We start from the raw sequence: 15,348 nt of genomic DNA, 5'->3' as shown, positions 1-15,348 counted from the left end.
GGATCACATGTAAACAGATTGCTTACAAAAAACAAGAGTCTGTAAGCAAATAATATACATGCCAGTCGACCTTCATGATCCGTTGACTTCCGCTACCGAACGGAAGAAATCCTCCGGGGCCTCGACTTCGGTCAGTTTCCGCTTGTCGATCAGCCAGAAGCGGTTGCCGATGGCGCGGATGAAGGAGCGGTCGTGCGAGGCGAGCACGCAGCTCGCCTGATGCGCCAACAGCTCGGCTTCCAGCGCTTCCTGGCCGTCGATGTCGAGATGGTTGGTCGGCTCGTCAAGCAGATAGAAGTTGGGATTGGCTAGCCTGAGCGCCAGCATCATCAGCCGCGCCTTCTGGCCACCGGACAACACGCCGATCTTTTTCTCCTGCATCTCGATGACCACGCCGGCGCCGGCCAGCAGCGACCGTGCACGCTGCTCGCCGACATCATAGCGGCGCGAGACCAGCGCCAGCGGTGTGTCGTCGCCGCTGATCCCGGACAGCGCCTGGTCGCTGTAGCCGAGCACCGTGGACGGCGTCACCTTCACATTCTGTACCGTGTCCGGTTCGACGATGGCGTTGCGGATCAGGGTGACGAAGCGCGACTTGCCGACGCCGTTGCGGCCGAGCAGGACGATACGATCGCCCTGGCAGATGTGGCGCTTGCCGGTCCTGAACAGCAGCGTGCCGTCGGGTGTTTCGACGGCCGCGTCGTCGAGCGTGACCAGCACCTTGGCGTGGGTGCCGCGATTGGCCAGCCTGATTGCACCGGCCGATTTCTCGCGATGCGCCGGAGCCGCCGCCTCTTCCAGTCTTTCCGCGCGCTGGTTGAGCTGCTTGGTCTTCACCGTCAGCAGATCGCTGCCCGAATTGATGCCGATGTTGTTGAGCTTGGCCGCCTGCCGGCGCAATTGCTGCGCGACCTTCACGTCGCGCTGGAACTTGCGCTCCGCCGAGGCGTCGACATCATCGAGCGCCTGCCTGGCGCGGGAATAGGGCAGGCCAAACACCGGCGACTGCTCCGGGCGCAGGAACAGCGTCCGGTTGGTGGTGGCGTCCAGAAAGGCACGGTCGTGGCTGGCGATCACCACCGGCACCTCGCGCGGCAGCGTGTTCAGCCAGGTCTCGAGTTGGCTGATGCGGGCAAGGTCGAGATGGTTGGTCGGCTCGTCGAGCAGCAGCACGTCCGGATCGGTTACCCAGACGCGGGCGATCAGCGCCAGCCGCTGCCAGCCGCCGCTCAGCGCCTGCATCTGCCGTTCGCGCATCGGCTCAGGTACATCGAGCGAGTCGAGAACCACGTCGACGCGCCACAGCTCGCTGTCGGCCTGCTCGGCCGGCAAGGCATCGGCCACGACCTGATGAAAAGTGTGGCTCAGAAGGGCAGGGGCAACGGACTGTTCAACATGGCCGACGCGCAGGCCGCGCGTGCGGGTGATGTCGCCGGAGGTCGGCTCCATCTCGCCGGTCAGGCATTTCAGCAAGGTCGACTTGCCGCGGCCGTTGGCGGCGACGATGCCGAGCCGGTCGCCGCTGCCGATGGTGAGGTCGAGGTTGGTAAACAGCGGCGCACTCATGGTGACGCCGAGGGATTTGAGGCTGATCAGGGCCATTTTGATTTCTCTGGTCTTGGCCGCCTCTTTGTCGGAGCATGATCTTTTCCGAAAACCGGTTCCCACTTTTCGGGATCATGCTCTAGCGGCTCAATGCACTTTGACGGTGCGCGTGCCGGCCATCAGGCTCGGCGTTGCTGCACCACGAAGGGCAGACCAAAAAATCGAAGCGGGAAACCCCGGACCGTCCCTGGTCAGCCCTGCAAGCAAGCTCGCAGGGCAGAAATCGGGCCACGCTGACGATGGTGACGAGAAAAATCGAACACGTGAGCCCTCCTTTCAAGACGTTCGAGTGTGCGGACTGACTACACCAAGGGCGTGGCGGAAGGCAAGGCTACCGCTTTCACCCGGCGCGGGAACGGATCGAGCACCAGTATGCAGCCACCGATGATCGCGACGGCGCCAAAGCCCTGGATTACGGTCAGCGACTCCCCAAGCATGCTGGTGCCGACCAGCACCGCGATCACCGTAACGGCGAATTCGACGCTGATCGTCCTGGTCGCGCCTATACTGGCAACCAGCCGAAAATAGACGATGTAGGTCGACGCGCTCATCACGCAGGCGAGGACGGCGAGATAGAGGAAGTCGATGGCCCGAGGCATCGCCGGCACCGGTACGGCGAGAAGCAATGGCAGCGTCATCAGGCCGCCTAATAGGAACGCGGCACTGGTGAGTTCCCACGAGCCGGCCAAGCCCAGATGTCGGTTTGCGTAATTGCTGCCGAAGGCGGCCGAGAAGGAACTGAACAGCGAGGCGGCGCAGCCGAAAGCGAAGGATGCCGTGATCGGCACTGCGGGAAAACCGACCAGGACGATGATGCCCAAGGCGCCGAGCAATAGTCCGGCCAGCCCGCGAACGGTGATGCGCTCAAGCCCCCATAGCTGGCCGAGGATCATCGAGAACAGTGGGATCGCGGCAACAAGGATGGCCGCCACCGCCGTGCCGATGCGCGGGGTGGCATAGGATAGGCCGACAAGCTGCGCGGCAACCGTCGTCGCGCCGACAACGGCGAAGCGCCGCCAGCCGGCGCTGAAATCGAGCCGGCGTCGGGTCGCGGCGGCAAGCAGCAGGAGCGTGATGCCGGCGATCAGCGAGCGCAAGGTGACCGCGCCGACCCAGCCGAAGGCGTGCACCACCTTGAGCAGCACAAGGAACGACAAGCCCCAGGTAACGGCCAAGAAGATATAGGCGACGATGTCTTTGGGTTTCATTGTGCGGGCGGCCGTTTCTTGCAGTTGGAAGCGGAGAAGCTGCCGTGGCCCGTATCGTTTCGACTGGCAACTGACAAGGGTGGGGCGTGGTCCAGCCAGTCGACAGTGTGAAGCTCTACCGTCCCGGTCTGCCTGTCTTCCCCGGCCGGCGCTTTTCCCGGCGGACATCGCCTGGATCCTCGTACGAGCCGATGCCGGCGCGCTGACGAATAACTGGTTTGGCGGAATCGTCGCGATCCTTCGCGCCCCCCTCTGTCCTGCCGGACATCTCCCCCACAGGGGGGGAGATCGGCTGGGGCTTTGTTGGCACCTTTCCCTCGACCGGCTTTTCCGTGCGCCTCACGGTCATTTCATCCAGCGAGTTCTTCTTGAACAGCGGCTTGGTGGCGTCGCCGGGAATGCCGAAGTCGGAACCGTGCGCCTCTTCGGCCGACTGTTTCTTGAACAGCGAGCGCGATACCGCACCGGCTGGGGTCGGCATGTCGGTGCCCGGACCCATGGCGTCGAGCGAAGGTTTGGCGAACAGCGGCCTCTTCGCTGGCACGGCGCCATCGGCGCCCATCTCGTCAAGCGCCGGCTTGCGGAAGAGGTTGGGCCGGGCAGCCTTGGCCGCTTCTTCGGCGGCACGTGCTTCGTCGAGCTTGCGGAAACGGTCCTGTTCCTCTGATGTACGATGTTTGGCCACGCCCTTGTTGTGCTTGCCCTTTTCACGGCCCGAGACCGGGCTTTCCATGTCGGCGTATTTGGCCAGCGGGTCTTCGGAAATCGACAGTTCCATCTCGCGCAGCCGCTTGATCTCGTCGCGGATGCGGGCCGCCTTCTCGAAGTCGAGATTGGCGGCGGCGTCGCGCATCTGCTTCTCCATGGCATCGAGATGGGCTTTCAGGTTGTTGCCCATCATGGCGCCGGCGCCGTCGGTGAACTGCGAGATGTCGGCGCGGACGTGGTCCTTCTCGTAAACCGAATCCAGAATGTCGGAGATGCGCGACTTGACCGATTCCGGCGTGATGCCGTTGGCCTCGTTCCACTCCATCTGCTTCTCGCGGCGGCGGTTGGTCTCGGCCATCGCCCGTTCCATCGAGCCGGTGACCTGGTCGGCATAGAGGATGACCTTGCCGTCGACGTTGCGGGCGGCGCGGCCGATGGTCTGAATGAGCGAGGTCTCAGAACGCAGGAAACCTTCCTTGTCGGCATCGAGAATGGCGACGAAGCCGCATTCGGGAATGTCGAGGCCTTCGCGCAAAAGGTTGATGCCGACCAGCACGTCGAAGGCGCCAAGGCGCAAATCGCGCAGGATCTCGATGCGTTCCAGCGTGTCGATGTCGGAGTGCATGTAGCGGACGCGGATGCCTTGTTCGTGCAGATACTCGGTCAGGTCCTCGGCCATGCGTTTGGTCAGCACCGTCACCAGCGTGCGATAGCCGGCCTTGGTGGTGTCACGGATTTCGCCGACGACATCGTCGACCTGGCTCTTGGCCGGGCGCACCTCGACCGGCGGGTCGATCAGCCCGGTCGGGCGGATGACCTGTTCGGCGAAGACGCCGCCGGCTTGTTCCATCTCCCAAGCGCCCGGGGTCGCCGAGACGGCGACGGAGAGCGGGCGCATGGCATCCCATTCCTCGAAGCGCAGCGGCCGGTTGTCCATGCAGGACGGCAGGCGGAAACCGTATTCGGCCAGCGTCGCCTTACGGCGAAAGTCGCCGCGATACATGCCGCCGATCTGCGGCACGGTAACGTGGCTTTCGTCGATGAAGACCAGCGCATTGTCGGGAATGTACTCGAACAGTGTCGGCGGCGGATCGCCCGGCTGGCGGCCCGTCAGATAGCGCGAATAATTCTCGATGCCGGCGCAGGAGCCGGTGGCCTCCAGCATCTCCAGGTCGAAGCGGCAGCGCTGTTCCAGCCGCTGCGCCTCCAGCAGCCGACCAGCCCGTTCAAGTTCCACCAGCCGGTGCTTGAGCTCTTCCTTGATCGACTTGATCGCCTGGTTCAGCGTCGGGCGCGGCGTCACATAGTGCGAATTGGCGTAGATCTTGACGCTTTTCAGCTCGCCGGTCTTCTGGCCGGTCAGCGGATCGAATTCGGTGATCTGCTCGATCTCGTCGCCGAACATCGAAATGCGCCAGGCGCGATCTTCCAAGTGGGCCGGGAAGATCTCGATCGTGTCGCCGCGCACGCGGAACGAACCGCGGACAAAGTTGATGTCCTGCCGCTTGTACTGCTGGGCAACGAGATCGGCGAGCAGAGCGCGCTGGTCGAGCCGGTCGCCGATCTGCATTTGGAAGGTCATCGCCGTGTAGGTTTCGACCGAGCCGATACCGTAGATGCAGGACACCGAGGCGACGATGATGACGTCGTCGCGCTCAAGCAGAGAACGCGTCGCAGAGTGACGCATGCGGTCGATCTGCTCGTTGATCGAGGATTCCTTCTCGATGAAGGTGTCGGTGCGCGGGACGTAGGCTTCCGGCTGGTAATAGTCGTAATAGGAGACGAAATACTCGACGGCGTTTTCGGGGAAGAATTTCTTGAACTCGGAATAAAGCTGGGCCGCCAGCGTCTTGTTCGGCGCCAGGATCAGCGCGGGGCGCTGCGTCTCCTCGATCACCTTGGCCATCGTGAAGGTTTTTCCGGAGCCGGTGACGCCGAGCAGCACCTGGGTGCGGTCGTTGTTGGCGACGCCTTCGACCAGATCCTTGATCGCTGTCGGCTGGTCGCCAGCCGGCTCGAAGTCCGACACCATCTTGATGGCGATGCCGCCTTCGGATTTCTCCGGACGGGCAGGGCGGTGCGGTGTCCACAGCACGCCGTCCTTGTGCAGCGGATTGCCGGATTCAATCAGTGCCGACAAGGCAGCCACCGTCGCGGTGACGCTGCCCGAGGCCATCGTCTCGGCGTCTTCCAATGAAATGTCGAGACCGGCGACCGGATTGAGGCCGGCTGCCGTGCGCTCCCTGGCTGATGCCGCGCCACCCATCGAGGTGCCGCGCGCGCTGCGCCCCGGCGAGCTTGAGCGCTCGGGTATCTTCTTCGATGGCTTCGGTGGTTTGCCACCATCGCCCTTGCCGACGAGACGTCCTTGCTTTTCGGCTTCCTGCTCGATCTGTTCGGCCCAATCCGCGATCGAACCGGTCAGCGGCGTGCCCGACAGCTCCGGCTGGGGCATCTCCGCGAAGCCGCCTCCTTGCAGCGGCTCGGAGGCGTCGAGGAAATCGGTCAGCGGACTGCGCCGCTTCGGCGCGGCGCGGTCGTCATTCGCCGTCGGAGGCGTTTTTTGATCGGGAGATTTGGCCATATTCCGAATATGGGATTTCCTGGCCAAAATGGAAAGAGCGCGGTGGGACGAGGCGTACCGGACAACATGGCTCCTGACAGTAGGCTGTCAGGAGAAGGCGCGAAAGGTGCGGCCGAATGCCTGTAGGTACTACGCGCCCCTGGCGGCGGATGCGACTTGCGTCGGCGAAGACGACAGGCGCGGCACCACAACGAGGCGTTTGATTTTGCCCTTCTTGAAGGCGGCGAGGAAGCGCGCATAGTCCTTGAAGGCGACGCAACCGCTCGACTGGGCGTAGCGGCCCCGAAGCAGATAGGTATGGGCCAGGAAGCCGTCGCGATTGTATTTGTTGCGGCCATCGACCGGTGTCAGGCGCAAGGCCTCCACACCATGAAAGCGCGACTCGCGCAGCGACAGATTGTAGGTGTTGGGCGGTGTCGGTCCGCGGTTCTTCTGGTTGGCGTAGCGCGGCTGGTCCACCATGGCGCCGACGCCCGAATGCGCCTCGAGCCTCGAGCCGTCAGGCATGTAAACGGTCCCGGCGCTGATGTCGTAGACGGCGACGCCATTGCTGGCTCCGCTCCTGGGGTTCGGCGAATTGAACAGGTTCTTGAATGCCTTGCCGAGGCCACCCGAAGGCGTGTCCGGTTTGGCATAGGCCAGCACGTTGCCGCCATCGGCCGGCCGTCCTTGCCGAGCCGGTTTGGCCGGTTGGTCCGTCTGGGCCTGCTGGACGGTCCCGCGAGCCGGATTCGGTTGCTGAACAGGCTTCGGCTGCTGAACAGGTTTGGACTGTTGTGCAACCTCGGGTTGCGGCGCTTCGAACCGAGGGCGACGGGTCGGCAATGGCACATCGTCGGTGAGCGCGTCCGGCAGCGAGGCGGCGTCGCCGGGCTGTCCCTGCTGAGTTTCGACAGGCGAAACCGCGACGTCGGCCGACGAATCCTCGATCGGCAGCGGTGAGGCAAACGCTTCGTCGTCGACCGGCAGCGACTGCACGAGGGCCAGCGCCAACTGCGAATTATCCGGCGTCTTCGCGTCCGACTGTGCAAAGCCCATCGGCTGCGGCGCGGTCTGAACGACGACCGAGCCGGTATCCAGCCGGGCGAAGCGTTCCGCCGCCGGAACCGGCATGTCGTCCGACAGACTGGCCATCACCGTGACGGATGGCACCAGCGACGCCTCGGCAATTCGCGGCGCGACGGTGGAAATCACGGGACGGGCCCCTGCGGCGACGACGGGCTTTCCGGCACCGGCAAAGGCAGCGGCGAGCTTCATCGGCGAAAGCGACGCTTCCATGCGCTCGAAACGCTCCTGCGACTTCGACTTTGCACCAGTGGGAACGGGCTTTGCCTGCGCCACGAGGCGCGCGGATTTCTCCGCCCGCGGGCTCAACCGGGCAAGCTTGAAGCAACTGGCGCCGCACTGCACGGCATGGTCGTGAAGGGCCTGCGTGCCACCATGGGCATTGGCAAGGGCGAAGGGTGCTCTCAGAAAATGCTGCTTGAGCGGATCGGCAAGGGCGAACGAACCCGGCATCGACAGGCTCCGCGGCAGGCTACCTGATGTCGCCGACAGCGAGGCGCCGACGGAGCTGAGGCCGACCATGGTGCCGATCAGCCACAGGCCAACGGCAGCGCTGATGCCGGGCACGGCGACCCAGCGGACGATCCGTTCAGGAGTGAAGGATGAGGAACATGGCGCGTCGCGGGCGGTCACGCCGTCCCAACGCTCGTCCCCGGAATTTTTTTTACGCAACAACGCCATGCAACCAATCTTGCTCCAACCGGTTTCCCCCGTACGTGGCCTTGAGAGCCGCGACGACCATTCTGTGAGTGATCCCAGGTGGTCCCCGACGCGTTTGCCGCGTCTGTCGTTGGTTGCCGATTGCTTCAAAATATGGACAAAGTTGGTTAATTAATCCCTCTCAAAACCAACGACGAGATGTGGATTTAGGTCAAATCAGGCCTCGTCCACGGCCAGCAAAGTGATGTTGTTGCCTCTCCGACGTCGTTTTGCTGCCTGCTTTTGATCGCCGAGTCAAGCAAAACAGCCGTTTCTAAATTTTTTTCGCGGCGCCTTCAGCGACAAATGCAACGAAGCGACCGCCAGTGAAAATTGGCCAAATAGGCGCCTGTCTCAGGTAAAACCGTCGCCTGCCTGTCACAATTTCTTCGCCTGGACGGCCGCCTTGAGTGGCGCCCTCAATTGAACCAGAGCGCAAACATCAGAAACCCGCCGCCGCCGAACTGGCGCTGGATCTGGTCGAAATCGTCGCTGGTCAGGATCCTGCCGCTTTCGAGATAGGGCGCGATGGCCGGGCCTGTAATCGACAACACCAGGTCAAAGTTTTTTGGCTCGTCGAAGAAGCGCTTCATGTTGATGCCCTTATCGGTGATGCGGAAATGCGGCAGCAGTACGCGGCCTTCGAGGAGATCCTCGGCCATGGTCAAGGCGGCGAGCCAGGCCTGCACCTGCTCCTCGCCGACTTCGAGGCCGGTGAGCGGGTTCTCGCCCTTCTGCCGCGGTCCCGGCAGCCATTCGCGGTCATTGTCGGTCTCGGCGCGGATCGCCTTCCAATCCTCGCGCGACAGCCGGATCATTTCCAGCAGATGACGGCGTGCCGCTTGCCGGCGCTCGGGTTCGACCACCGGCCAGTTGACGAGATGCACCAGCGAAATGAAATCGGCGATGCGCCACTCCGACGAGAATATGCTGCTGCCCATGTCGCCGGCCGGCGGCACCAGGATATCCTGCAACGGCAGCTTGGCGCGCGGGAACAGCATGTGGAAGGACCCGTCGAAGGTGCTCCTGAAATCATGCGCCAGCCAGAAATCGGCCTGCGCCATGAGGAAATCGGCATAGCCCTGCAGCCAGTAGCCATCGGCGCGATCGAAGCGGAAGGTCAAAGAGGGGGCTGCATCGTCTGGCGCGCTGCCGCCGCGCGACAGCGAGGCCATGATGGCGGCCATGCTTTCATCAGGCGCGATGGTGCCGTCCTCGTTGAGATCGATGCCGGTATGGGTGAGATCGATTGCCATGCCGATATCGGCGTCCGCCGGCACCGACGCAAACGTGGCGGCGGATTTTTCGAGCTGGTCGCGGAAGGCGACCAGAATGGCGCGGAACTGCTCGTAGGTCAGCGGTTCGGGGTTCGGATTGTCGGGCACCGGCAGCCGCATTAGCGGCAGCATGAAGGATTGCGGGCTTTCGAAGCCATGACGATGCAGGCCGCTGGCCAGGATTTCCAGCGCGGTGAAGAACTCGCCGGCGCCGGCGGCGTAAGCTGATGCCGGGTCTTTTGGCGCGGCGGCCTCCAGCGTCGACAGGGCGCCGTCGCGCGCGGCCACGGTCTTCGCCTCGAACAGAGCGGATGCCGCTTCGGGCATAGCCGCCGTCGCGGAAGACAGCGGCACAATCAGCATGAAAGCGGATGTCAGCAGGCTTGCCGGTCGTGTCATCTTTCCCCCCAAATATTTGTCGCGCGGAACAAACATACACTATTTGCAGCGTCGCGCTTCAACCCGTCCCGAGGACAGTCTACACAAGGCAAACAATTGGGCGCCGCGTGTCGAATTATCCGTTTTCCTACAAGCTGTCCTGGCTACCGCGTTTTCTGAAGCCGTCGCTTGCCGGCGGCGCGCAAGACTTTGCACCGATGGCGGGAACGCTGATGGATCCGCCGCCAAAGCAGGCGGTGCGGCTGGCCTTCGTCGGCGACATCTCGGCCGTGGCCAACCGCGGCGCGCCGGACTGCGATCCCGCGATCAAGGCGCTGCTCGGAGCAGCCGATGTGGTGATCGGCAATTGCGAAAGCCCTGTCGTGGACAGACCAAGCGCGGCGCTGGGCACGAGGCTCGGCACGCATCATGCGATGAGCGAGCGGTTCCTGGCCGAGGCGTTGGCGGCGGCTGGTATTGCGCGTGAAAGGCTCGTGCTGTCACTGGCCAACAATCATGTGCTCGACCAGGGCGTCGCCGGCTTCGACGAGACGGTCGCGGCGCTGCAGCGGCTCGGCATCCGCACGGTCGGCCAGGCCGCCAATGGTCCGGTGGTGCCTGTCCAGGCCGGGCCGCTGGATATCGGCTTCGCCGCCTTCACGCTTTGGCGCAACGCCGATGAAAACCTGTTCGCCGGGCGCGTATCGATGGACAGCGATCCGGCCGGCTGGCCGCGCTATGGTGTCGATCTTCTTTGTGCCGTGCCGCATTGGGACTGGGAGTTCCGGCATTTTCCGCGCGCCGAGACGCGGGCGCTGGCCAGGCGGCTGGCCGGGCAAGGCGTCGGGCTGATCGCCGGCCATCACGCCCATGTCGTGCAGCCGGTGGAAAAGATCGACGGGACGATCGTCGCTTACGGGCTCGGCGATTTCCTTGGCACCGCCTTTGCGCGCCAGACATGGCCGGGCCGCATCGGAGGAATCTTCGTCGTCGATGTCAGCGCCGATGCCGGCACACGCGGCGCCATCGCGTCTTACCGGCTGCATCCCTTCATGCGCGTGCGCGCCGGCGACCATGAGCGGCTAGTGCCAGTGGAGGCACTGGTTGAGCAGATGCGCGGCAGGGTCGAAGCTCGATTGGGCGCAATCTTCCCTTCCTCTTCAAGCGAAGAGGGTGTCATCGCCTAACCGTCTGGCGGCCCTTGCAAAACCGACTATCATGCGACGGCAGAGGCAGGCTTGCGGAGGGGTGGCGATGGAAACGGCGGATTTCATGCCGGGCGACGCGGTGATTGCCGGTATCCGGAAAGACATCGAGACCTATGAGACGGCGAGGGCCTCCGCGGCCAGCCAAGTGCGCTGGCGGGTGCCGGTGTTCGTTGGCCTTGTGCTGGTGTTCGTGGCGCTGGTCGCCTGGCTGTTCAACAAGGTCGCCGACCCCAACGAGCAATGGTTCTCGACGCCACATGTGTTTCTCTATGGCATCGGCTTGGTGGCTTCGAGCGTGCTCTACTTCCAGGCCATGCAACCGGCGACGCGGCTGCAGCAATCGTTCCGCGAGACGCTGCTGCCAATCATCTTCGGCTTCATCGCGGATATGCGTTACCAGCATGGAGGGAGGCCGAACTCTTTCGACCGGCTGCCGCGCGAGGCGGTCGGCGCCTTCAACAAGCAGTCGTTCGACGATGTCGTTTCGGGCCGTTACGAAGAGTTTCCGTTCGAGCTTTACGAAGCAGAACTGCGAGTAGGGTCGAGCAAGGATTCATCGAGAGTCTTCAAGGGTGTCATTGTCGCTTTCGAAGCGATCGAGCCGTTCCCGGGGGTATTGGTGGCGACGCGCCGGACCAATGCGGTCGTCGGCTTCTTCCGCAGCATATTCGCCAGCAAGATGCAGGACTTGTCGTCCGGCGTGCCTGAACTCGACGCCGCCTATGAATTCCGCACCGACAATGCCGAGGCGGCGCGGCCGCTGGTGACAGGCCGCCTGGCGCAGGCACTGAAATGGCTGGGCGAAACCTGGCCGGACGACCCGGCCCGCGTCGCGCTCAACGGCAGCGACGGTTTCCTGCTGTTGCCGCAGACAAAGAACTTCTTCGAACTGCCGGATATTTCGGTGCCGCTCGACTACACCACGCATGTCGCGCCGATGATATCAGACATGGGCGCGATGCTGGCGACGGCGGCGCTGGTGCGCAAGGTCGGCGCGAAGGACGAGATCGGTTAATCGCTGTCAGCAGTCGAAGCCGTATTCGTCGCGCATGAAGTCTGCCTCTTCTTTCGACATTTTCTTGAACATCACACAGACGGTGAAGCTGCCGACCTGATGGCCGCCGCGTGTGTATCCCCAGTCGGAAATATCGCTCCTGGTGAATTCTATGTTCTGCCCCAGGACGACGTTGTGCACTCCCTCCGGCTGGTTTGCCAATATGCCGACAAAGCCGGTTTCGGTGCGCCGGAACGGGATGACCCAGAAGTGTTCGCTGACATTCCCGTCCCGCACCTTGACCTTCAGTTTGAATCTGTCCGTGCCGGAGGGAGGAGCCTTGGACAGTGCCAGGAAGTCGTCCAGGCTGGCGAGTGCCTGCGCGGTCGCCGCCGCCATCTCTGGATCGTCGGGAGTAAAGATAACCGTCTTGTCGTCGCCTGGATCCGCGCCTTGTGCACCGGCCGATCCCGGAGCAAGCGCCAGCATCAGGGACATCATGGTCCGGACTGCGAGTTTCATGGAAGGCCCCCTCACCGTGGTCGCAGCCATCATGGTGCATCCATTCCGGGTTTGCAACCGGAGCGCGAGTTTCATCCGCTTCAAGCGATGGTCGAGCCGACAATGGTTCATATCGATATCGATTTTCTGACGGAACGTTCTTCCGCGCGACCACTATGGTTTTTGCCAGCAGGCCGCGCTATCCCTTGGCCACGGGGGATACTCATGGCTGACGAACAAAAGGGATTTCGGCCGTCGCGGCGGCTGTTGTTGGGTGCGGCTGTCGTCGGCGGCGCGGTGCTGTGGGGCGGCAACACGGTGGCGCGGCTGGCGCGCGGGCCTTTGGGACCGAAGAACGCGGGCCGCATCGCCGATATCGACGGCATCGCGCTGCCGCTGAAGCCGCTGGAGAGTGCGCCGGCGTTTGACGCGTCGCTGCCCTGGTCGGCAAAAGGCGGCGACATCAACGATGCCAGCGGTCTCTCGAAGACGCCGGTCTATGGCGTGGTCGAAGTCAGCAAGGAGGAGCACATCGCCAAGGCGCTGGCCTTCGCGCGCGCCAATGGCTTGAAAGTGTCGCTGGCGGCCATCCGTCATTCGATGGGCGGGCACGCCTTCGACGACAATGCGCTGGTACTCGACCTCAGAAAATTCAACAAGGTGACGGTCGACGCCGCGGCGAAGACCATCACGCTGCAGCCGGGCGCGCGCTGGCACGATATCCAGAACCTCTTGCATCCGCGCTTCGCGGTGAAGGCAATGCAGTCCACCGACATCTTCTCGGTCGGCGGCTCGCTGTCGGTCAATGCGCACGGCATGGATCATCAGGCGGGTTCGGTGGCGAGCTCGATCCGCTCGATGCGGGTGATGCTTGCCGACGGGTCGGTGACGACCTGTTCGCCTGCCGAGAACACCGATCTGTTCCGCCACGTCGTCGGCGGCTACGGCCTGTTCGGCGTGGTGCTCGAAGCCACGCTCGATATCGTCGACAACGCCGTCTACCGGACCTCTCGCGAAATCATCAAATCCGACGATTTCCCGAAATTCTTCGCCGAGGTGCTGGAGCCGAACAGGGCGATCGGCCTGTTTTACGGCCATCTGTCGACGGCGCCGGGCAATTTCCTCGAGGACATGATCGTCTACCGTTATGACAAGGTGGCCGAGCAGCCGCCGGCGGATCAGCCCGCGATCGGCGAGCCGGGTTCGGTCGGGCTGAAGCGCGTGATCATCAACATGGCGAAATGGGGCAGCCTGTTCCAGGAGCTGAAGTGGTTCACCGAAAAGACGCTGGAGCCGAAATTCGAGAGCTGCACGGTGGCTCGCAGCTCGGCCATGGCCGAAGGCGAGGCCTGCCTCGTCACCCGCAATAACCCGATGCACGATTCAGTGCCGTATCTGTTCAACGACCTTTTGGATGAGACAGACATCCTGCACGAATATTTTATTCCACGCGCCGCCTATAATCCATTCATCGCGGAAGCCCGCGATATTCTGCGCAACCAGACGCTGCCGGTGCTCAATGCTTCGGTGCGCATCGTCCACAATGAGGATGTCGCACTGACCTACGCGCCGGAGCCGGCCTATTCGCTGGTGCTCTACATCAACCAGCCGACCGATGCCGACGGCAACGCCAGGATGCGGGCGCTGACCCGAGCGCTGATCGATGTGACCATCAAGCATGGCGGCCGTTTCTTCTTGCCCTACCAACTGCATTATACGGCCAAGGAGTTGCTGGCCTCCTATCCCGAGTTGCCGGCCTTCCTGGCGGCGAAGCGGCAATATGACCCGACGGAACTGTTTTCCTCGACCTTCTACCGTGCCATCAAGGCGCTGAGCGGGGTGGCGTAAAAAGCAGGAGAACAGCCATGCGCATGGTATCGGCGGCGGCACTCACCCTCATTGCGCTGTGCGCTGGACCGGTCCAGGCCGAGGATCTCAAGGCTTTCAAGCTGACGATCGACGGGGTGACCGTCGATATCGATCCCGGCGAGAGCACAAGCATGACGCTGCCTGGCGGCAGAAAGAGCAAGGTGACGCTCGAGCGCAACGACTTCGCCACCTTTTCCGGCGGCGATTTCTCCTTCGTCCATCCGAGCGATATTTCGGTGACCAAGACCGACCTTGGCGAGAACATCACGCAGTATCTGATGGCGTCGGCGCTGGGCACGATCGTTGTCGTGCAGGAATACGGCAAGATGAATCCGGTGTCGCTGAACCAGCTGATGCTGCAGGAGATGACCAAGGAATCGGTGCAGGCCGGTGCCACGCTGACGCAGGAGCCGACGACGCGCAAGCTCGCCGACGGCAAGGAATTGACCGGCATAAAGGCTGTTGTGAAGACACGCACCGACACGGCTGATTTCGAGATCGTCGGCTTCGGCGTTGCCGATCGGGGGCTGCTGTTCATCACCCGCATTGCCGGCGAGGACGTGGCTACCGAAAAGCCGCTGATCGACAAATTCTGGCAGAGCCTGAAGGTGAAGTTGTAGCTGTAGGGACTACAGCCCCTTCGGCACCAGTCCGGCCAGCCAGCTTACGGAGCGTTTCGCTGCGTCGGCGGTCGCGGAAGCGGCGCGGCCAAGGTCGGTCTTGACCACGGCATAGCCGTTTTTCGTGCGATAGAGCACGCCGGTTCCGCCGTCGACCACCTGTTCATAGGCGACGGGCCGGGCGGCGTCGGCTTCCATGGCCGTCGTCGGCGAACCGACCGGGACGCTCGGCCGGTGGCTCAATTCAGGCGGCAATGGACTTTCGGTTCTGACAATCCGGCTGGCTGGCTTCAATTCCGGGCGCGACGCGGTCGCGGCCAGCTGCGAGGAGGACGACGAGCCCTTCGTGCGGCAGATGCCGGAGACGAGCGGATAGTTGAAATTCCGCTCGTGCAGCATCTGGCTTTTCATCGCGGCCTCGCACTCGGCGACGGTCGACCACTTGGCCGGCGTCTCGCCGATATATTCGCAAAGCTTGGTGTCGCAGTCGCAGCCGACGATGGTCATGGCGACAAGGGCGGTCTTGATCACGGTCTTGTCCCTTCGAGATGCCTCCCGGCTACCCATTCAGGTTGATGTCGTGATCCCAAAACCGGATTCCACTTTTGGGCGACATGCAACACTCCTTCGCG

11 protein-coding genes are annotated in these 15,348 nt (G+C 63.1%); 4 read left to right on the top strand and 7 right to left on the bottom strand.

The annotated features are described in order from the left end of the window. Positions 1-72 precede the first annotated feature (72 nt). From NKH02_RS20805 to NKH02_RS20785, 5 genes are all read right to left on the bottom strand, one after another. On the bottom strand, positions 73-1,602 hold the full coding sequence (locus NKH02_RS20805; protein WP_352881106.1) for an ABC-F family ATP-binding cassette domain-containing protein: 1,530 nt from the start codon (positions 1,600-1,602) through the stop codon (positions 73-75). A gap of 305 nt (positions 1,603-1,907) precedes the next feature. Next, positions 1,908-2,813, bottom strand: coding sequence for a DMT family transporter (locus tag NKH02_RS20800; protein ID WP_352881104.1), 906 nt, complete (start codon positions 2,811-2,813; stop codon positions 1,908-1,910). Between the two features lie 115 nt (positions 2,814-2,928). Further along, positions 2,929-6,105 carry an excinuclease ABC subunit UvrB gene (gene uvrB, locus NKH02_RS20795; RefSeq protein ID WP_352881102.1) on the bottom strand — a complete coding sequence of 1,059 codons (3,177 nt, stop codon included), beginning with the start codon at positions 6,103-6,105 and terminating at the stop codon, positions 2,929-2,931. 129 nt (positions 6,106-6,234) lie between these two features. Beyond that, complete coding sequence (locus NKH02_RS20790; RefSeq protein WP_352881100.1) at positions 6,235-7,851, bottom strand: DUF2778 domain-containing protein; 1,617 nt, start codon at positions 7,849-7,851, stop codon at positions 6,235-6,237. Between the two features lie 437 nt (positions 7,852-8,288). Next, the gene (locus tag NKH02_RS20785) at positions 8,289-9,545 is read right to left on the bottom strand and encodes a hypothetical protein (protein WP_352881099.1); all 1,257 of its coding nucleotides are present in this window, start codon (positions 9,543-9,545) and stop codon (positions 8,289-8,291) included. A 107-nt stretch (positions 9,546-9,652) separates the two neighbouring features. On the opposite strand from NKH02_RS20785, the gene NKH02_RS20780 reads away from it, so the two are divergent. Further along, positions 9,653-10,711, top strand: coding sequence for a CapA family protein (locus NKH02_RS20780; RefSeq protein WP_352881097.1), 1,059 nt, complete (start codon positions 9,653-9,655; stop codon positions 10,709-10,711). 67 nt (positions 10,712-10,778) lie between these two features. Then, complete coding sequence (locus NKH02_RS20775) at positions 10,779-11,747, top strand: hypothetical protein (RefSeq protein WP_352881095.1); 969 nt, start codon at positions 10,779-10,781, stop codon at positions 11,745-11,747. Between the two features lie 6 nt (positions 11,748-11,753). Here the strand turns inward: NKH02_RS20775 and NKH02_RS20770 are convergent, their stop codons facing one another. Continuing rightward, a complete protein-coding gene (locus NKH02_RS20770; RefSeq protein ID WP_352881162.1) occupies positions 11,754-12,248 on the bottom strand; it encodes a YegJ family protein in 495 nt (164 codons plus the stop codon). Positions 12,249-12,452: 204 nt separating this feature from the next. Between NKH02_RS20770 and NKH02_RS20765 the strand changes: the two genes are divergently transcribed. Both NKH02_RS20765 and NKH02_RS20760 read left to right on the top strand, forming a co-directional pair. Then, positions 12,453-14,075 carry an FAD-binding oxidoreductase gene (locus tag NKH02_RS20765; protein ID WP_352881093.1) on the top strand — a complete coding sequence of 541 codons (1,623 nt, stop codon included), beginning with the start codon at positions 12,453-12,455 and terminating at the stop codon, positions 14,073-14,075. Between the two features lie 17 nt (positions 14,076-14,092). Continuing rightward, entirely contained in the window at positions 14,093-14,716 is a 624-nt protein-coding gene (locus tag NKH02_RS20760) for a hypothetical protein (protein WP_352881092.1), read from the top strand. A gap of 9 nt (positions 14,717-14,725) precedes the next feature. On the opposite strand, the gene NKH02_RS20755 is transcribed toward NKH02_RS20760, so the two are convergent. Further along, the gene (locus NKH02_RS20755) at positions 14,726-15,247 is read right to left on the bottom strand and encodes a hypothetical protein (RefSeq protein ID WP_352881091.1); all 522 of its coding nucleotides are present in this window, start codon (positions 15,245-15,247) and stop codon (positions 14,726-14,728) included. Between the last annotated feature and the right edge of the window lie 101 nt (positions 15,248-15,348).

This window comes from Mesorhizobium sp. M1396 (assembly GCF_040317725.1).
Classification (GTDB): Bacteria; Pseudomonadota; Alphaproteobacteria; order Rhizobiales; family Rhizobiaceae; genus Mesorhizobium.
The sequence above is the reverse complement of the archived record's forward strand: the minus strand, read 5'-3'. Positions and strand labels throughout refer to the sequence as shown.

Bases quoted from the DNA above. Each gene is read 5' to 3' on its own strand.
- NKH02_RS20790 (WP_352881100.1), bottom strand. From the start codon at position 7,851: ATGGCGTTGTTGCGTAAAAAAAATTCCGGGGACGAGCGTTGGGACGGC.
- NKH02_RS20775 (WP_352881095.1), top strand. From the start codon at position 10,779: ATGGAAACGGCGGATTTCATGCCGGGCGACGCGGTGATTGCCGGTATC.
- NKH02_RS20800 (WP_352881104.1), bottom strand. From the start codon at position 2,813: ATGAAACCCAAAGACATCGTCGCCTATATCTTCTTGGCCGTTACCTGG.
- NKH02_RS20770 (WP_352881162.1), bottom strand. From the start codon at position 12,248: ATGAAACTCGCAGTCCGGACCATGATGTCCCTGATGCTGGCGCTTGCT.
- NKH02_RS20785 (WP_352881099.1), bottom strand. From the start codon at position 9,545: ATGACACGACCGGCAAGCCTGCTGACATCCGCTTTCATGCTGATTGTG.
- NKH02_RS20805 (WP_352881106.1), bottom strand. From the start codon at position 1,602: ATGGCCCTGATCAGCCTCAAATCCCTCGGCGTCACCATGAGTGCGCCG.
- uvrB (WP_352881102.1), bottom strand. From the start codon at position 6,105: ATGGCCAAATCTCCCGATCAAAAAACGCCTCCGACGGCGAATGACGAC.
- NKH02_RS20765 (WP_352881093.1), top strand. From the start codon at position 12,453: ATGGCTGACGAACAAAAGGGATTTCGGCCGTCGCGGCGGCTGTTGTTG.
- NKH02_RS20760 (WP_352881092.1), top strand. From the start codon at position 14,093: ATGCGCATGGTATCGGCGGCGGCACTCACCCTCATTGCGCTGTGCGCT.